Here is a 19,997-nt window from a genome sequence, read left to right as displayed (position 1 = left end):
ACCTCCTTCACGTTCTATCCCGTTTTTGCAGCCGCTTCTGCAGCCTGTGCTTTCCGTCTTTTATCAGCTCTGTGCGGTCCGCCGTCTCTTCCTGCCGATCAGTTCCCGCTTGCGCTCTTCGCAACAAGCCAGCGAGTGTATAGATAGTCGGATGGCTGAACATATCAACGACCGACACTTCCTGCTTAAGTGAACGCTGGATCTTGGAATTCATTTGAATCATATCAAGCGAGGTAGCACCCAGCTCGAAGAAGTTATCATGCAGACCGACTCCATCGATACCCAGATAGTCCCGCCAAAGCTCAGCTAAAGTCTGCTCCAGCTCGTCTTCGGGAATCACAAAAGACGTGCTGACATCGGGACGTTCGGCTCTGGCGGAAATTCCGCTCCGCTCCCCGTCCACAATGGATTGCAGGGATGAAGTGCGGGCGGCATGCAGCCGCAGACCCAAATCCGTCGTCGATACCGTTACCTGGGGCAGACGGCAGGCCAGTGCATACCGGAAAACAGCGATTCCTTCCTCCGGAAGCAGCCGGGTCTGCTTGTCCGCACCTTGAGCGGACACTCCCGCTTGCGCCGCAGCGACGGCGACTTCCAGTTCAGCCGCAGCAGCCATTCCGACGGTCTGCCACCCGTCCCAATCAACCGCGACGACATGCGTATCGTCCAGTGCGCGTTTGCGGTAGGCATAAGCATCGAGAAACGCATTGGCCGCGCAATACCCCGCTTGACCCAGGGCGCCGAGCACACTGGTCAGAGAAGAGCACAATAGTAGGAAGTCCAGCTTCCTTCCGGCCAGCACCCGCTCGAGGACACGCGTGCCGTTTACCTTGGCCGTCAATGCACGTTCCTCAATTTCCCGAGTCCGCCGCTGGATCAGCGCTCCATCGGCCGTTCCGGCCGCGTGGATGACGCCGTGAATCTCTCCGAAGCGTTCGAGAGCCCGAGCTACGGCCTGCTCCATTTGCTGCTCATCGCTTACATCTGCTTTGCAGACAAGCACCTCAGCCCCATACAGCTCCAGCTCCTCCAGCTTATTCAGTTGAATCGCCAGAGTTTCGTCGGCCGTATGTTTGGCGCAGTGACGCCAGTCCTCTTCGCCGCCTATTCCCGAACGGCTTACGAGTATAAGCTTCGCTTTCACAGTCTTCGCCAGATGCTCCGCCAAGGTCATTCCTATACCGCCCAAGCCTCCGGTTATAAGGTAAACCCCCTCTTTCCTGAGACCGGAATTCGCTTCGTCAACGGAAGGAACCGGAATTGGAACGTAGGTCTGCACCCAACGGTTCGGGCCGCGATACGCGACGAAAATGTCGGCGGAAAAAGCGGTTAATTCGGCTTGCAGCCGGTCTAGCAGAGATTGCTGCCTATGTTCCGAATCCTCCTGCCGCAGCGAATCCGCAATATCAATGCTGCGGCAGCGCACGTTGCCGTACTCTTGCGGAATGACGAGGCATGCACCGAGCACCGCTGCTTGTTCCGGCATCAGCTGCTCTTCTCCTGTCACCTCTTGCATATTGGAAGTTATGACCGTAAGCTGCAGCTCTTCTTGCAGTCCGCACGTCCCGATCGCCTGAGCCAGTGCAATGAGGCTGTGATAGCCTTTACCCAGTACTCTTGTGCTGTGGGAATAGCTCCATCCTTCGGTGTTGACGCTCTCCTCAGTCAGCCAGGCATGAACAATGCGATCTGGTATTGTGCCAGCTTCCTTCAAATATTGCAGCAGCCGGGTATAATGCTCTTGTTGCCCCGGATCGATCCGATACGCCTGATCGTTCAGCCGGACGAACGAATCGGAAGGATATACCGATACGATGCGGTGACCAGCTTGCAATAAACCCGCAGCCAGCCGGGAACAAATCCCATGCTCTGGCGCAAAAACAAGCCAGGAGCTTGCTGCGTTCATACCGGCAGCCGCAACCGCTTCTTCGTTCAACAGGGAACGTTCCCAGATTGGCGTGTACAGCCAATCCCGAACGGCATCTTTTTTAACCAGTCCGGCAGCGTTTGAGGGCTTTGGCTGCTTCGTCTGCTTGCGGACAAGACCTTGCTTTAGAACATCCGTCTCAAACGGCGGATCAACCCAGTAACGCCTGCGCTCAAACGGATACGTCGGCAAGGCTGTCCGCTGACGCTGTTCGTTCGCATGGTATGCCTTCCAATCGGGCCGAGCTCCTTCCAGCCACAGACGCCCCACCTGCTGCTGCAAATAATAGTCGTCGCGCGCCTGCTCCTTCACATGCCGAACAAGATTGAAGACAGCATGCCGCTCTTTCTTGTCAGGATGCCGGCGCACAAATGCGCTTAATGTGTTGCCGGGACCGACCTCCACAAACACCGCCTTTTCGTCAAGCAGCAGCTCTCGGAGACCGTCGCCAAAACGGACGGTACCACGCAAATGCCGGGTCCAGTAGTCGGGATCGACTGTTTCTTCCTTCGTAATCCAGCTTCCGCTTACATTTGAGATATAAGGAATATCGGGGTCCTGCAGCTTCATCCCGATCAACTTCTGGCGAAAAGGGTCCATAGCCGGTTCCATCATGGCGGAGTGAAAGGCATGTGAAGTTTGCAGCCGTGTGCAGGCTTGCCCTTTCTCAGTCAGCTTTTCTTCCAGTAGCTCTATTGCCTCATGAGGTCCCGATACAACACACATCGCCGGACCGTTTACTGCCGCAAGCGATAGGCCTTCGTTCATGAACGGAATGAGCTCACGCTCAGGTAAGGGGACGCTTAACATCGCTCCCTCCGGCATACTGTGCATAAGTTTACCCCGCAGCACAACCAGTTCCAGCGCCTCTTCTACTGTCATAACTCCGGCCAGGCAAGCGGCCACATATTCTCCGGCGCTGTGTCCGATCATGGAGGCGGGCTTCAGCCCCCATCCGATCAGCAGTTGTGCCAGCGCATAGGAGAATATAAACATTGCCGGCTGTGTCACGTCCGTCTGCTTCAGGCGATCATTATGATCTCCGGCCGCTTCGCTAGCGGCGGGATACATCAAATCTTTTAAATCAACGTCCATCAACGGACGGATAAAGTCAAAGCAGCGGTCGGCCGCTACCCGGAATTCCAGCTCTCGGTTGTACAAATCCAGTCCCATATTGACATACTGCGCGCCCTGTCCAGGGAACATAAATATGAGCCTCGGCTGTTCATTGTCGCCAGCACGGCTGTACACCCGTTCAGGAGGCAAGGTGTCCAGCAGCGCAAGCGTCTCCTCCGCAGAAGAACTTACGAGCATACGCCTGTGTTTGAATGCCCTGCGGCCGATCTGCAGCGTATAGGCCGCATCGGGTAGAGATAGGCCTGGATTACTCCGCAAATACTCGCGGAAGCGTGCCGTAGCTTGCTCCAGGCCAGATTCAGTCTTCGCGGACAACAGGAGCAGCTGTGAGTCTCTGCCCTGAGCTCTTTCCGCCCGGGGAGGTGCTTCTTCAAGCACCACATGCACATTGGTTCCGCCGATACCGAACGAACTCACTCCGGCTCTCAGCGGGTGAAGCTCGTTCGTCCAGCTCGTGAGCTCTGTATTGACGATAAACGGACTGCCGGCAAAATCGATTTTGGGATTAGGCTTCTCGAAATGCAAGCTCGGCGGAAGCTGCTTGTGCATAAGCGCCAGCACCGTTTTGATGAACGCCGCAACCCCGGCAGCGCTATTCAAGTGGCCGATGTTCGTCTTGACGGAGCCGATCCGGCAGTACCCTGTTTTGTCCGTCTGAAAGGCCAGCTTAAGCGCTTCGATCTCGACCGGATCGCCCAGCGCCGTACCGGTACCGTGCGCTTCTATATAGCTGATACTCTCCGGAGCGACCCGGCTCATCCGCTGCGCCGCCCGGATTACCTCCGCCTGTCCCTCTACACTGGGAGCGGAGTAGCCCATTTTACGCGTACCGTCATTATTCGCCGCCGAGCCCTTAATAACCGCATAAATAGCGTCTCCGTCGGCTAATGCCTGCTTAAGCGGCTTCAGCACAACAACTCCCGCCCCTTCGCCGCCGACGGTTCCCTTAGCATTGGAATCGAAAGCACGGCAATGGCCGTCCGGCGAGCTGACCATACCTTCCTCGTATAAATAGCCTTCCGTCCGGGGTACCGTTACGGTAACTCCGCCGGCTAACGCTATCCTGCATTCGCCCGTAAGCAGTGCTCGGGAGGCCAGATGAATGGCCAAGAGGGAGGTCGAGCAGGCGGAATCGACACTCACACTCGTGCCTTTTAAATTCAGCTTGTGGGAAATTCGCGTGCTCAAGAAATCTTTGTCCGACAAAGCCAGTGCGGCGAACTGCTCGGCTGTGCTCTCGCTGCGCGAAAGCATGGCCACTAGCTGCCAGTAAATACTTGACGAAGCCCCCGCGAACAGACCGATGGCGCCGCTCGTCTGCTCCGTGTCGTAGCCTGCGTGCTCCAGCGCTTCATAGGCGCACTCATGGAAAATCCGCAGCTGCGGATCAATGACTTCTGCTTCGCGTGGCGAATAATCGAAAAAATCGGAATCAAACCATTCGGCATCCGGCACGAGCCCTTTGGCCCTCACATATCTGGAGCTTCGAATCAGCTCGGGATCGACGCCTGCGGCTTCAAGTTCGCTGTCGGAGAAGAAGTGAATCGACTCCCTGCCGTTTCTCAGGTTATCCCAATACTCGTCTAAATTCCGCGCTTCGGGAAACCGGCCCGCCATTCCGATCACAGCGATTTCCAGCCCGGTGGCCGCTTGCGTTTGTCTGCTTTTAGTCATCATGCGCCCCCTCCAGAATCAGCATCGTCTGCTCCATCGTTTCGAATCCCGCATCCATCTCCTCATTGTCCGCCATATCTTGGGGCATAGGTGCTTCCCCTTTTTCCAATCTCTGCAAGTAACCACCGAGCGCCGAAACCGTAGTGTACTGGAACATGACGGGTACCGGAATGTCATGCCCGAAGGTTTCCTTCAGCATATTCACCACCTGCACCAGCTGAAATGAGTTGCCTCCCAGGTCGAAAAATGTATCCTGCACTCCGACTCTGTCTTCGCCAACGGCCAGGACTTCGGCCCAAATCCGGACCAAAGTGCTCTCTATTTCACCCTGTGGCGCCACGTATTCCTTGCCGGTATGAACATGAGCTTTGGGATCAGGCAATGCTTTCGTGTCGAGCTTGCCGTTTGCCGTTACAGGAAGCTGATCCAGACGGACAAAATAGGCCGGGATCATATAAGCTGGCAGTTGTCCGGAGAGGTGATCCCGCAGCTTAGCAGCGGATAGATCATCCGCTCCGGTATAGTACGCACATAAAATGTTCTGCCCGCTCTCATCTTCCCTGATGCGGATAACAGCTTCGCGGACATCATCATGCCGTCGCAGCAGAGCTTCGATTTCCCCCGGCTCTATGCGGTATCCACGTACTTTGACTTGGTCATCCTGACGCCCCAAGTATTCCAAAGTTCCGTCCTGTAGCCAGCGTCCCCTATCACCCGTCAGATACAAGCGTTCTCCGGGAGCGAACGGATGAGGTACGAACTTTTCTCCGGTCAGCTCGGGTCGTCCGAGATAACCGCGTGCCAGACCCGCACCGGCAACACATATTTGACCTGGCATTCCTGGTGGAAGGAGCTGCAAATTAACGTCTAATATATAAACCTTGGCATTGTCGATCGGCCGGCCGATCGGAAGGCCTCCGGTATCCGGTTTAATTTCGGTGAACGTAGTCACGACTGTATTCTCAGTCGGACCGTAATTGTTGAACAACCTGTAGTTGGCCGGCTTATACCGCTTCAGGCGATCGCCGCCCGTTAACATGATTCGCAGCTTTGTCTGCTCCCGGTCCGGCAAATCCATAAATTGCTCGCACATCAGCGTCGGCAGGAAAGCGATGGTAATGCCGTTCTCTGTAAAAAAATCATCCAGTTTCTTAGCATCCAGTCTGATCTCGGAAGGCACGATATGAATACAAGCCCCTGCAAGCAGATAAGGGAACACTTCCCACACGGAAGCGTCAAACCCGAATCCTGCATACTTAATGCTGCGGTCCGCCGTAGTTACACCAAAAGCGCGATTGTGCCAGAACGACAGGTTAACAAGCGAACGGTGCTCAATCATGACACCCTTGGGGCGTCCGGTAGATCCGGATGTATAGATGACATAAGCCAGATCATCCGCCGAGCTCTCTAATGCCAAATTACTTGTTTCACCGGTAAACAATTTCTCATCATCCAGACAAAGCGTCTTGCGGCCTGTCGTTCTGCCGGTAAAAGCCCGTTGTGTCAGCACCACTTGTGCGCGACTATCATCCAGCATGTACCCCAGGCGCTCATCGGGATAGTCCGGATCTATCGGCAGGAAAGCACCGCCGGCCTTAAGGACGGCCATCATACCGAGCATCATGTCGGCGGAAGGCGCAAACAGCAGACCTACGATGTCACCCGCCCCAATTCCTTCGGCCCGCAGTATACGGGCGAGCTGATTGGCTTTCTCATTCAGCTCGCGATACGTCACCTGCCGCTCCCGGCTGGCGATGGCCGGCGCGTACGGAGTGCGTGCCGCCTGTTCTTCGAACAAGTGCTGAACGGTTTGCTGATCGGCAAATCCGGTTTGGCAGCCAGCGAGCGGTCCGAGAAGAACTTCTCTCTCCCCCGGCAGCAGGATGTCGATACGGTTCAGCGGAAGATCCGGATTCGCCAGTGTCTCGCGCAGCAGAAGCGTGTAACGCGCGACGAGTTTATTTATTGTATCGCTGCGGTAGAGCTGCGCGTTATATTGAACCGTACCGCCGATGTGCTCTTTCTCCCTATGAAAAGAAAACAACGTCGTCCATCTCACATTCCGGAAATAACGCTCCTCATGAATGTTACCCAGCAGCAAGGCCGCCTCGAATAGTGGATGAGCGATGGGATCATCCGCCTGCAGCGCCAATTGTTCCGCCACCATCTCCATCGGATAGCTCTGATGATCCACGGCAGCCACAATCGTATCCTGCATGTGAAGAAGACACTGTCTGAACGAAAGTGAATGATCGATCTTAACCCGCAAAGGCAGCACGGAATTGATAAATTCCGCCTCTTCCTTCTGCTTGTAGATCGGAGTCCCCAGCGAAACCACACTGCGACTCGACATTTTGGCCAGCAAGGCGGCGAGTACAGCGGCTAGCACAACATGAAGCTTTGAATCGGATTCGTTACTAACCTGGAGCAGGCGGTCCGTCAGTTCCTGCGGAAAAGTGAACGAAGCTTCTTCAACCGTCACCCCTGCTGCGCGCGTGTAATCGGCAGGAAAGCCGCTCTTGTCATATTCTCCGGACAATGCGGACAGCCAGTAATCCCTTTCCCTGCTTTTTTGAGACGCCGCTACTGCCAGCCGGTCCAAACGATTTTGTGGCCCCATCACTATTCCTCCCTTTCTTCCTCCGGGTCCGCTCATAGTCCGAACTCCCCCCGGGCTCCAGCAAGATAGACAGGCTCGGGCTCCGCTAAATGATGAGCAATCGTAATGTCGCTTAGCTTCTTGTCCGGATTTGCCAGAACATCGGATATAATATCCTGCATATAACCGGCAAAACGCTCAATCGTGTCCTGCAGGAACAAGCGGGTGCTGTATTCGAATTTGAAGGACAGTCTATCTCCGTCCTCCTCTGCGATCAGAGATAGATCAAAATGAGAGGCGTCATGAACGAACGGGAACGGCTCCATCGTTAAGCCGGGAATGCTCATCTCAGGGTTCTGCATATTCTGGAGCGCGAATACAACATCGAATACGGGGTTGCGTCCCAAATCGCGATCCTGCCCCAGCTGCTGAACCATTTCCTCGAACTGGTAGTCCTGATTGGCGAAAGCATCCAGTGTTGTGGCTCTCACCTTCTGGAGCAAAGCGCTGAAACTCATCTCTCCATCCAACTGATTACGAAGTGGAAGCATATTGACGAATTTGCCGATAATAAGCTGCAGAGACGGCTGTTTACGACCGATAATCGGTGTACCTACAACGATGTCTTCCTGAACACAAACTTTGGCCAGCATCAGATTAAAGACGGCGAGCAGCGTCATGAAGAGTGTCACATCTTCCTTCAGGCTGAGCGACTTCAGAGCTTGTGTCTGCTCTGTACTCAGTTCAAACGGAACACGGCTGCCGGCGAAATTTCTTGTTTCCGGACGCGGATAATCCGTACGCAGGGCTAACCGTGGAACTTCCTGCAGCTGATTCAGCCAGAATGCCCCCTGCCGTTTCTGCTCCTCTGTTTCCTTCATCCGGTTCTGCCATTCTGAGAAATCCTTATATTGCAGCACAAGCTCGGGCAATTCGCGTCCGGCATACAGGGCCATAAAATCGTTAACGAATATATCCTGTGATAAACCGTCCGACACGATATGATGAAGATCCACCATCAAGACGTGCCGCTCTTCCCCGAGTTTGATGAGTCCGGCGCGCATCAAAGGCGCACGTGTCAGATCAAAGGGACGCACGAACCTCGCCACTGCTTCGCTTATTCTCTCCTCGGTCTCCATTTCATTCTCAAGCGGTCCAGAGCCGTAGTTATAAGGTGCAAGATCGTCGCTGAAGTCCTCGTATTCAACCTCGAACGCGACGGTTTCGCTAATTTTCTGCATCGGTATTCCGTTAACCAGTTCAAATGAAGTCCGCAAGCTTTCGTGACGCTCTATCAGCTGCCGGAGTACTTCCTCCATAAGTGCCCTGTCGAGTCTGCCTTTCAGAATGCCTGCAACAATTTCGTTATATCCCGTATGACCCTTCTCCATCTGCTGGATTAGGTACAGGCGCTTTTGCGCGGAGGAGAGCTCGTAATATTCACGCGTTTGAGCCTTCTCAATATCGTGATAGCTGCTTTTTTCCGCCTCATCGATATATGCGGCCAGCTGCTGGATTGTCGGTATATTGAAAAAGACCGGCAAGCTGATTTCCACCTTCATTTCTTTATGAATCCCGGTTACGGCCGTAATCGCTTTGAGCGAATCTCCCCCCAGTTCGAAGAAGTCATCCTGCACTCCGATCCGGTCAATCCGGAAAAACTGCTCCCACATTCCGCAGAGCTTGCGCTGGGACTCCGTTACGGGAGCTATATATTCTCCGGACAGCGCGGGACGGGTGTAGAAGCCGCCTTCTCCCTGCGGAAGCTGCGCTTCTTCCTTGGCCGTCCGTTTCACCCACTTGTCGATACGGTCCTGCAAGCTGCCGGTCGACAGGACGATCTGACTCGCTTCCCTGACCGACAGCAAGCGCTTCAGCAGCTCAGTTCCCTCTTCCGGTGCAATAAGCAGCTCCGATATCGAGGTGCCCGCCTGCCCGTGAATCGTCTGCTCTTGTTCCAGCTGCCAGCCGTCCCAGTTGACACTGGTCCAAGCCGTGCGCCGGCGGCGATTGCGATCATGTACATAAGCGTCCATAAAATGGTTCGCTGCCGCATAGGCGGTAAAACCCAATCCGCCGAGCATCGGAGACAGCGACGAAGCCAGCAAGCAGAAATCAAGCTCTTTGTCAGCCAGCAACCCATCCAAAACAAAGAGTCCATATAGCTTTGCTTGGAAATGCTGCTCACTTAACTCCTCGTCTGTCTCCTCAAGCATCCGAAATGCCGCTTCGCCTGTCATTCCGGCTGTATGAATAACCCCGTTCAATGAACCGAATGCCGCCTCGGTTTGCCGGATGGCCTCCTTCATTTGCTCATGATCCGACGAATTCGCGGTAAGCACGAGCACCTCGGCTCCGTGAGATTGAAGCTGCTTAAGCTTGCCGATCTGGACACTTACGGTATTTTCTGCGCCGTATTCGGCAAGCCATTGATCCCATTTATCGTTTGACGGAAATGAGGTGCGGCTGGTAAAGACAAGCTTCGCCTGTACGCTTCGGGCCAGATGACCTGCAAGAACTTGACCGATATATCCCAAGCCGCCTGTGATCATATAGACGCCGCCTTGACGGAGCCCCGCCGCTTGCGCTTCAGGTTCCGCTACCCTAACCGGTTCATAACCGAGCACCCAGCGTTCGTTGTCGCGATAGGCGGCCGCCAATTCGAACCGGGCGGCGCCAAATTCGTCCAGCAGGCGGCGGATCAGTTTTTCCCTCTGCCAGCTTCCCGCTTCCGGCAGGTTAATATCTATACTGTGACAATGAATGTGCGGTAGTTCCTGCGGAATAACCCGGCAGGGTCCGAGCACAGTCGCCTTCTCAGGATAGAGGACCGATTCGCTGGCAATAGCCTGCATATTATCCGTCAGCACCCACATGCGTATTTCATGCCCCGCAGCTTGTTTTTTCAGCGCTTTGCCCGTGTATAACAAGCTGTAGTACCCACGTTCTTGAGTGGACTTCAGCCACGATACACCATTGTTCCGCGAGGCAGGAGCAGAGATTCCCCAAGTGTGAAGCAGCAGGTCAGGCAAGGTACCCCCCGCTTCCAGATCATCAAAAAGCTTCTTATAATGATGTTCATTTTGCGGATTCAGGGTATATTGATGAGCTGACGCCTGCTCGTAGTGCTCACCCGCACTCACTACAATGATTTGTCCTCCACGTTCGGCGAGTGACTCCGCAATGTCGGCCGCCAGACCGTATTCGTCGGCGAACAGGAGCCAATTTCCGGCTATGTTAGCGTTTATGCCGGCAGAGCCTGGAAGAAGCTGCTCTTTTGTCCAAGTCGGCACATAGAACCAGTCGGTCATGTCGGGCAGCTTGGCCAGCTTGCCGCCTGAACCCTGAAGCTTGCTCTTGGCGCTTCCCGGCGGCAGTGAAGTTCCGGCAGATGATTCGATCCAATAGCGCTGTCTGGCGAACGGATAAGCAGGCAGAGAGACACGCAGCCGCGTTCCTTCTCCATGAAATGCTCTCCAATCGGCGGACTGGCCGTAAAGCCACATTCTCCCGATGCGGTTAACGAGCAGTGAAGTGTCCGGTATACTGCTCTGCGCGGGTGGTACGAGGTTGAGTGCCTGCTGTCCGCGCTCTGTGTTAATGTAGCGACGCGCCAGAAGTGTTAAATCCTGTCCGGGACCGATCTCCACGAACAGTCTGCCCGGCTGCTCTACAAGCCGTTCAATGCCGTCCGCAAAACGTACGGTATCGGTCATGTGCCGGGTCCAATAACCCGGGTCTGTCGCTTCTTCATCCGTTATCCAGTTGCCTGTCGTCGTGGAGACATACGGTATTGCGGGCGGATTCAAGCGCACCTGCCGGACGGCTTCGGCGAACGGCTCCATCACTTCGTGAAGAAGAGAAGAATGTGAAGCCGTCGATACCGGCAATCTCATACAAACGTACTTGCCCGCCTTCATTTCCTGCTCGAAAGCGGCAATTTCTTCTTCAGGGCCGGATACAATGCAGGAGGGTCCGTTCACGACGGCCAGTGATAAGGACCCGCTGAGAAGGGGCTTGAGATCCCGCTCCGGAAGAGGTACGCTGAGCATCCCCCCTGGCGGCACCTGCTGCATAAGCTCTCCGCGCAGTATGATGAGGCGCATGGCATCTTCCAGAGACATGACGCCAGCCAGGCAGGCAGCCGCATACTCGCCGAAGCTGTAGCCGATCATCGCATCCGGCTTCAGTCCCCATGACAGGAGAAGACGCGCGAGCGCATATTCGAACATGAGCATGGCTGGCTGGATATGCTTGGTCTGGTTTAATGAATGAGTGATTACCGCCGTCTCCGCTTCTGCGTCCGGATACAGCATTTCCTTCATATCAGAGCCGGTAAGGTCAAGATACAGACGCAAGCAGCGGTTCATTTCTTCCCGGAACACGGACTCGGTCTCATACAAACCCTGCCCCATGCGGATATATTGCGATCCTTGCCCGGAGAACATGAACACGATTGAACCGCGCTCCTCCCCGGCCGTGTGGGAAATTACTCTCCGTGTATCGAAGCTTGCTCTGTCGGCAGACGGCGTCAGTGCCGCTGCTGCTTCCTCTACCGTGCTGCATGACAGCATACGGCGGTATCTGAAGGGATGCCGGCCGGTCTGCAGGGTATACGCAATGTCGGCCAGATTCGCCGAAGGATGCTCTTGGAGATAGGCGCCCAAATTAGCCGTCATCGAATCAAGCGCAGCCGGTGTCTGTGCGGACCATACCAGCACCTGATTGGCCCCCCCCTTCCCTGCGCCTTCCAATAGGGGAGCCTCCTCCATAACGACGTGAGCATTCGTTCCGCCTATTCCGAAGGAACTGACGCCGGCGCGCAGCGGATGGCCATCGCTGCGCCAATCGGTCAGGCCGGTATTGACCACGAAAGGACTGTTCGCAAAATCAATATTCGGATTCGGGGTCTCATAATGCAGGCTTGGCGGAAGCTGCTTATAATGAAGCGCCAGTGCAGTCTTGATCAATCCGGCCACCCCTGCTGCGGCATCCAGATGTCCTATGTTTGTTTTTACGGAGCCGACACGGCAAAACCCAGTTTTATCTGTCTGGAATGCCTTCGTCAGCGCTTCGATTTCGATCGGATCGCCAAGCGTAGTTCCCGATCCGTGCGCTTCTACGTAGGTGATACTCTCGGCCGGAACTCCTGCTGCCTCCTGGGCTCTGGCGATAACATCCGCCTGACCCTGCACGCTTGGCGCCGTATAGCCGACCTTACGGCTGCCGTCATTGTTGATGGCTGAGCCTTTGATAACCGCGTAGATCCGGTCACCGTCGGCGACAGCCGCATCGAGCGACTTGAGCGCCGCGAATCCGACTCCGTCCCCGCCTATCGTCCCTTTTGCTTTGGCGTCAAAGGTACGGCAATGACCGTCCGGCGATTTAACCATACCTTCTTGATAAAGATAACCGGATTTATGAGGAAGTACGATGGACGCGCCGCCGGCCAGAGCCAGATCGCAATCCCCGTTAAGAATAGACTGGCAAGCCAGATGCACAGCTACCAGAGAGGTGGAACAAGCCGTTTGCAGACTGATCGCAGGACCTTTTAAATTCAGCTTATGAGAAATACGGGTGCTGACCGTGTACGAATCGTTCAGCGAATCAACCTCAAACATGTCCGATAAGTTCCCATGCAGACGGTCAGACAACTGCGAGAGCCAGTGGAAATTGTTCGTGACCCCGGCAAACAGCCCGATAGAACCGACATGTCGCTGCGGATCGCATCCCGCGTCCTCCAAAGTATGCCAAGCGCATTCGTGCAGGAGCCGAACCTGGGGATCCATAATCGCCGCCTGATCGGGAGTATAGCCGAAGAAGGCCGGATCGAAGTGATCCATCTCATCCAGCACGCCTTTTGCTTTGACGAACTCCGGCCGTCCCAAGAGCTCACGGTCAAAGCCATACTCAGCCAGCTCATCATCCGTGAAGAACGAGATCGACTCTTTGCCCTGCTGCAAATTGCTCCAAAACTCACTAATATTCCGCGCGCCAGGGAATCTGCCGGCTAAACCGATGACTGCGATGTCCCTGCTGCCTTCATTACCGCGCTTCGAACTGCCGGATTGTGCCCGCGATGGTTGTTCGTTCATCTTGCCGGAGGCTGAGCCCTCGTTCTTCCGATCTGCCGATCGCTTAGTTTGGCCTGCCAAATGCATAGCCAGATCATACACGGTGGGGTATTGAAACAGCGTGACGATGGGGATTGTACGCTTCAATTGTCTTTGCAGCTTGCTCTGCAGTTGAATGAGGTTAATCGAATTACCGCCTACTTCAAAATATTTATCGTGGATACCGATTCGGTCCAGCTCAAGCACGGCTTTCCAGGCATCCGCGATCAGGCTCTCCAGCTCTGTCCTAGGCACTGCCGCTTCCTGAATCTCGCGGGGAGGTTCTACAAGCGCAGGCAGCGCCTTGCGGTCCAGCTTTCCGTTGGGCGTCAGCGGAATTTGATCCAGATAGACAATATGAGACGGTATCATGTAATCCGGCAATTTCGCGGCAAGATAAGCCCGCAGGTCAGACACGGACATCTGCTCGGAAGCGGCTACGTAGGCGCATAATTCCGTCTGAGCGCCCCGCTGTTGTACCGTCACCGCTGCTTCTTGCACGGATTTGTGCTGGAGAAGCATCGTCTCGATTTCACCGATTTCGATTCGGTGGCCGCGGATTTTTACCTGCTGGTCTATTCGTCCCATATATTCAATGGTTCCGTCTTCCAGCCAACGCGCCATATCGCCTGTCTTATAGATCATCCCGCTTGAGCGGAAGTGATCGGGTACAAATTTCTCCGCCGTCAAATCCGGCCGGTTCAAATAGCCGAGCGCGACTCCGTCACCGCCGACGATCAGCTCGCCCGGAATGCCTATAGGCAGCAGCTTATCATAGCGGTCGACGATATAAGCCGTGGAATTGCTGATAGGCCGTCCAATCGGTATATGCTCGTTGAATTCACGATCGATGCGGAAACAAGTCGAAATGACCGTGTTTTCGGTAGGACCGTACGCGTTCCAAATCGTCAGGCCGGGACATGCTTGCCGAACGGCCTCAATGTGTTTCGGGGAAAGTACATCGCCTCCGACGACCAGATTCCGGATCCCGGCGAACATTTCCGGACGCTGCTGGGCCAACTGGTTGAATAACGCCGGAGTGAGCAGCCCGCCCGAGATTGCATGCGTACGCAAAAAGTCATCCAATCTGGCATTATCCAGCAGGGTATGCTTGTCCGCAATGTGCAGGCTGGCCCCGTTTAAGAGCGCGCCGAACACCTCGAATGTCAGCGCGTCAAAGCCGATTGCTCCTGCCTGAAGAATGCAGTCCCGCGCTTCGAACTGGACGTAGTTCGTGTTCCGGACCAGCCGCACGATGCCCCGGTGCCCGACAATGACGCCTTTAGGCTTACCGGTCGAGCCGGAGGTATACATAACGTAAGCGGGATGTTCGGGCCCGCCCGCCGGAGGCAAATCGGCAGCTTTGCCGCGTTGAAGCAGCACTTCGTCCAGTTTCAGCACTTGAACATCTTCAGGTATCAGAACCTCAAGACCGGGAGAAGCCAGCACCTGGCGCACACTGCCATCGGACAGCATGTAGGCGATCCTGTCGGCAGGATGAGCGGAATCAAGCGGCAGATAGACGCCTCCCGCCTTGAGAATACCGAATATCCCGGCAATCAGTTCGGTGGATCTGCTTGCCATCAAGCCCACAACCTGACCGCTTTCCATACCTTCCGCCTGCAGCGTGCGGGCAATCCGGCCCGCCTGTTCATTCAGCTCCCGATACGTATAGGATTGCCGCTCATCTGTTACAGCCGTGCTCTCAGGAGACAACAGCACCTGTTCCTCGAACAGCTCATGAACGGTTTTCTCACTGGGATAATTCGAAGTTGTCAGGTTGAATAACAGAATTTGTTCCCGCTCTTCATGGGTAAGAATGCCGATATCTTTAAGCCTTGTCTCCCGGTACGCGGTAACCTGAGTGGAAGCTTGGATAATTTGTTCAAGAATGTAGAGATAGTGGTGAGCAATTTTCTTGACCATATCCTCTTGATACGCCTGCTTATTGTATGAAAAGGTTATTTCAAGCTTTTCAGTTACTGTAATGCGGAGTGTCAGATCGAACTCGGTCTCTTCCTCAATATGATGAGGCTCCATCGTAAGCGGTCCGCCGGTGCTTGTAACGACTTCATCAAGCGGATAATTCTCCACTACAACCAGAGAATCAAACGGACTTCCTTCAGTCCTGAGCTCTCCGTAAGTTTTGATATCCGTCAAAGAAGTGTTCGCATGCTCTTCGCTCCCTTGAATGGAAGCATTCACCTCAGCCAAGAGCTCAGGCAGAATTTTGCCCGGACCGGCCGTCATGCGAAACGGCAGTGTATTGATGAATAAGCCGACCATGTGCTCCATTCCGGAAATACTCATATTGCGTCCCGATACAGTGGTACCGAACAATACATCGTCACTGTTGGTATAGTGCTGAAGCAAGATACCCCATGCCGTATAGAAAAGAGCGGCTTGCGTCACTTCTTCCGAACGGACCCATTGGTGCAGTCTGGCAGTGAAGGAGCGGCTCCGTTTTTCGGTGTATGCGGCCATAACCGGCGTCCCTGAAACTTTGGCGTTTCTTATAGCGATGGGCCGGTTCTGCATGTCGTGAAGATATTGGCTCCAGTAATTCTCTTGCGTTTGCTTGTCCTGCTGCTGAAGCAAAGAGATAAACTGCTTGAGCCGCGGCTTGTGCTGCCGCTCCGGCTTCCGCCCCTGCGCCAGCATAAGGTAGGCGCTCCGCCATTCTTTCAACAGAATTCCGGTGCTCCAGCCGTCGAACAAGATATGGTGAAAGCTCATCAGCAGCGTGTGTTTGCGCTCGTTCTGCGTGCACAGCGTCAGACGGAAGGGCACTTGATCCAGCTTGAATTTTTCCTTTTTATCGGCGGAAATCCGGTCTGCAATCAGTTCAGCTTGTACATTCTCGTCATAACCGGAATAGTTCTCATAACGAATAACGGGACGGTGCTCCCGCAGCACGATTTGAACAGGCTGGTTCACCTCTTCCCAGCGGAACAATGACCGCAGCGCCTCGTTGGTCTGCACAACGGATACCCATGCCTGCTCAAACAACGAGGGCTCCAGCTCCCCGCTCACGCTAAGTGCGATTAGCTCGACGTACTGCGTAGTTTCGGGATCTTTCAAGTATTGAAGCAGCATCCCGGACTGCATAGGGGACAGTGCCAAAATATCTTCAACATTGCTTTTGTCCAGCTTCTGAGGTTCCTTCACGCTATCACACATCCTTTCCTGTTCGAACTTCCTCCTGCTTCTTCACCGCATACTTGCGAAGTCCGTATTGAGAAATGACCTGCTGCTGAATTTGGCTGGTGCCTTCAATAATTTCCAGCACCTTGGCTTCCCGGAATAACCGTTCGGCAGGGTAACCGCTGCGGCAACCGTTGCCACCGTGTATTTGCACCGTATCGTTAGTGACCTCAACAGCCGCCTTCGATGTAAAATATTTGGCGATCGCTGTCTCGTCAACCGCTTCCGCCGCCCCGCTTTTGCGCATTTCACCTGCGGCAATGCAAAGCGTTCGCGCGGCATGAACCTTGGTGACCGCATCGCCAATCAGCCCTTTGATCAGCTGGAACTGGTGCAGCTTCTCACCGAACTGGGACCGCGATATCGAGTACGCAACCATCGCTTCCAGCGCCTCGCCTGCAATTGCCGCTCCTGCCCATGCAATGCTGTACCTGCCGTGATCAAGCGCCGTGGATACAATATAAGTAAAGCCTCCGCCAACGATTCCGAGCACGTTCTCCGCCGGGATCTTCACTTCATTAAGCTGAATCTCCGCAATATGAGCCGCCCGGTTGCCGAGCATGCCGGGCATCGGGATTGTATGCACCCCTTCACGTTCGCGCTCGACGATGAATGAGGTGATTTGCCCGCCCGAATCGGCTGCGATCACGACGAAAAAATCAGCGATAGCGGCGAAAGAAATCCACTTCTTGGTGCCATTCAGAATATAATGGCTCCCTTCTTTGCGGTAGGCGGTCTGAACGTTTTTCGCATCCGAGCCCACATTTGGCTCCGATAAGGCGAACGCGCCCAGCTTCTCGGCCCTCGCCATTGGCGGCAGCCAGTATCTTTTCTGCGCTTCTGTGCCGAAACGCAGTATAGTCTCTCCCAGCAGTGAGGTTTGAACGGTTATGAGAGCCCTCGTATTGCAGCATGCTTTGCCGATCTGCTCTGTAAATAGTCCATAGGCCACCGGGTCCAGTCCCAGACCGCCGTATTCCTCCGGCCAGCTGGCCGACAGATATCCCCGCTGTCCCATTCTGCCAATTAAGCTGCGGGGAAGCTCGCCTTTGACGTCGATTTCCCCTGCGATCGGCCGGATTTCCCGGGCGGCAAAAATTTTAGCCTCCTCTATGATTTGGGCGGCAGAAGCGCATGTCTGAGCAATCATCGCTTAGGCCTCCTGCTTATGCTTTTCGATTAGCTTTACGATGTTGTTAAGCGTGCTAAAATTGGCGATATCCAAATCCTCGTTACTCACCGTGAATCCGAACTCTTGTTCAATGTAGCTGAGAAGTTTCATCGCGAATAAGGAATTGACGAAACCCTTCTGAAAGATATGATCATCGTCGGTGAACACTGCCTCATCCTCAAATACAACCAGATTGCTTTCAATAAAACTGCGGATTTTATGTTTAGTTTCCATCTAGTTACCCCTTTCTCCCTGCAACCGTGACCAACACATCAATATAAGGCGGGAACGGCTGAATTTGATTTAAATTGTTCTCGAACAGAATATTTCCTTCACCGTCATTGGAGACTTCCGTAAAATTGGCGAAACGGTACGTAACATACATCATCTTGTTGCGGTCTGTCTGTTTGAAGTCGGCCCTAAGCACTTTTCCTTCGTTTTTCGCCTGCTGCATGATATAGGTGAGCATTACGGTACCAACTCCGCGTGACATCACCCTGCAGGACATAAGCATCATTTTCAGGTGCCAGCAGCTTTCCTTCAATTCGATCAGAGCGAGCCCGATTTTGCCGTAGGAGCCATATTTATCCGTCAATTCACATACCAGCAGAATATGATTATCCGATTGTCTGATCTTGTCCAGCTCTTCATAGCTGTACGTATAACCCGTCGCATTCAGCTGATTCGTGCGGATTGTCAGTTCCTCCGCCCGTTTCAAATCCTCCTCTCTCGCCTCGCTTATGACAAAGCGCATGCCGAGCGAGCTCAGGAACGCTTCTTGGGGCCCCGCGAACGATTCTTCTTCGCTTTTGCGCTCTATGTCTTCCAGATACATGACGCGTCGGCGTCTTGAATCTTCCGTAATGAACCGGGGATTCAGACGCGGGTGACCGAGCAATGTCTCGTATGGCGTCACATCCAGGCACTCAACCTCCGGATGGACGCTTAAGACCTCATCCCGTTCGAAGGGCTGATCGTCGATGAACAGAATCGTGTCCATCCCGATGTTCAGGTTCCCGCGTATTTTATCGATCGACATTGATTTGGCATTCCAATTGATTTCGGGATAAAGAAAATAGGTGTCGATACCAAAAGCCTTAAGCTTGTCCATCGCATGCTCCGTATCATTACGGCTTGCGATCGATTGCAGAATGCCGCGAGAATCCAGCTCCGCGAGAAGCTCCCGCATGCGCGGCTTTAGCTCGACCTCTTCCGACTCCAGCAAAATGCCGTCCCACATCGTATTGTCCAGATCCCAGATCACGCATTTGACTTCCTTTAGCTTTTCCGCTGCTCCATCCATCGTTATCCCTCCCTACTTGCTGTAATCGAAAAATCCTTTTCCTGATTTTTTGCCCAGGTAACCGGCATCCACCATCTTTACAAGCAGCGGGCAGGGCCGGAACTTCGGATCCTTGTAGCTGTCCTGCAGCACCAGCAGTGAATTGAGAATGGTGTCCAGGCCGATCAGATCGCATGTAGCAAGCGGCCCCATCTTATGGCCGAAGCCCAGACGGAAAATCTTATCGACATCCTTCGGCTCTGCGACTCCGTCCTGCACGGTCCAGACGCATTCGTTGATCGTCAGCATGAGAACACGATTCGTCACGAAACCGGGAAAATCTCGAACAACTACCGGGACTTTATCGAAAGATTTCAAAAACTGCTCCCCGGTGGCAACGGTCTCGTCGGAAGTGTGCTCGCCCCGGATGACCTCGACCAGTTCCTTCATCGGGACCGGGTTCATGAAATGCATACCGATAACATTCTCCGGTCTTGGCATTAACGAGCCCACCTTCGTAATGGAAATGCAGCTTGTATTAACGGCATAGATTGTATGTAAGCCGCATACCTTGGACAGCTCCGTAAACACCGCTTTCTTAAGTTCCCATTCCTCTGTCACGTTCTCGATAACAAACTGGACGCGTCTGAAGTCATCATAGGCCGTTGTAAAGGTAATCCGGGAGAGAACGTCTTCCACGGTAAGCTGCTTCGCCTTAGGCTTGACCAGCTTCAGCAGCCGAAAATCCGTACTGATTTTTTCTTTGGCTCGATGCAAGACATCTTCGTTAATATCTTTGAGCACCACTTCGTATCCATAGCAAGCCAGATCCAAAGCAACGTCACTGCCCATTACACCCGCACCGACTACTCCGACCGTTCGTATCATCA

General features: G+C 54.1%; 7 protein-coding genes. All 7 read right to left on the bottom strand.

The window, feature by feature from the left end:
- Window positions 1-7: 7 nt before the first annotated feature.
- Genes AR333_RS09340 through AR333_RS09310 form a run of 7 tightly spaced genes read right to left on the bottom strand, consistent with a single transcriptional unit; the run spans window position 8 to window position 19,995 of the window.
- Window positions 8-4,741, bottom strand: coding sequence for a type I polyketide synthase (locus AR333_RS09340; protein ID WP_253735762.1), 4,734 nt, complete (start codon window positions 4,739-4,741; stop codon window positions 8-10).
- Window positions 4,731-7,358 carry an amino acid adenylation domain-containing protein gene (locus tag AR333_RS09335; RefSeq protein ID WP_253735761.1) on the bottom strand — a complete coding sequence of 876 codons (2,628 nt, stop codon included), beginning with the start codon at window positions 7,356-7,358 and terminating at the stop codon, window positions 4,731-4,733. The genes AR333_RS09340 and AR333_RS09335 overlap by 11 nt, the downstream gene beginning before the upstream one ends.
- 32 nt (window positions 7,359-7,390) lie before the next feature.
- A complete protein-coding gene (locus AR333_RS09330; RefSeq protein WP_253735760.1) occupies window positions 7,391-16,618 on the bottom strand; it encodes a non-ribosomal peptide synthetase/type I polyketide synthase in 9,228 nt (3,075 codons plus the stop codon).
- A gap of 4 nt (window positions 16,619-16,622) precedes the next feature.
- The gene (locus AR333_RS09325) at window positions 16,623-17,804 is read right to left on the bottom strand and encodes an acyl-CoA dehydrogenase family protein (protein ID WP_068774977.1); all 1,182 of its coding nucleotides are present in this window, start codon (window positions 17,802-17,804) and stop codon (window positions 16,623-16,625) included.
- A gap of 3 nt (window positions 17,805-17,807) precedes the next feature.
- On the bottom strand, window positions 17,808-18,059 hold the full coding sequence (locus tag AR333_RS09320; protein WP_068774976.1) for an acyl carrier protein: 252 nt from the start codon (window positions 18,057-18,059) through the stop codon (window positions 17,808-17,810).
- A gap of 4 nt (window positions 18,060-18,063) precedes the next feature.
- Window positions 18,064-19,128, bottom strand: a complete 1,065-nt coding sequence (locus AR333_RS09315) for an HAD family hydrolase (protein ID WP_068774975.1) — start codon at window positions 19,126-19,128, stop codon at window positions 18,064-18,066.
- A gap of 12 nt (window positions 19,129-19,140) precedes the next feature.
- Window positions 19,141-19,995 carry a 3-hydroxyacyl-CoA dehydrogenase family protein gene (locus tag AR333_RS09310; RefSeq protein WP_068774974.1) on the bottom strand — a complete coding sequence of 285 codons (855 nt, stop codon included), beginning with the start codon at window positions 19,993-19,995 and terminating at the stop codon, window positions 19,141-19,143.
- Window positions 19,996-19,997 lie beyond the last annotated feature (2 nt).

The sequence above is a fragment of the Paenibacillus sp. FJAT-26967 genome (assembly GCF_001541095.1).
In the GTDB taxonomy this organism is placed as follows: Bacteria; Bacillota; Bacilli; order Paenibacillales; family NBRC-103111; genus Paenibacillus_F.
This window is presented reverse-complemented; position numbering and strand designations above follow the sequence as displayed.

Bases quoted from the DNA above. Each gene is read 5' to 3' on its own strand.
- AR333_RS09340 (WP_253735762.1), bottom strand. From the start codon at position 4,741: ATGATGACTAAAAGCAGACAAACGCAAGCGGCCACCGGGCTGGAAATC.
- AR333_RS09335 (WP_253735761.1), bottom strand. From the start codon at position 7,358: ATGGGGCCACAAAATCGTTTGGACCGGCTGGCAGTAGCGGCGTCTCAA.
- AR333_RS09325 (WP_068774977.1), bottom strand. From the start codon at position 17,804: ATGATTGCTCAGACATGCGCTTCTGCCGCCCAAATCATAGAGGAGGCT.
- AR333_RS09320 (WP_068774976.1), bottom strand. From the start codon at position 18,059: ATGGAAACTAAACATAAAATCCGCAGTTTTATTGAAAGCAATCTGGTT.
- AR333_RS09315 (WP_068774975.1), bottom strand. From the start codon at position 19,128: ATGGATGGAGCAGCGGAAAAGCTAAAGGAAGTCAAATGCGTGATCTGG.
- AR333_RS09310 (WP_068774974.1), bottom strand. From the start codon at position 19,995: ATGATACGAACGGTCGGAGTAGTCGGTGCGGGTGTAATGGGCAGTGAC.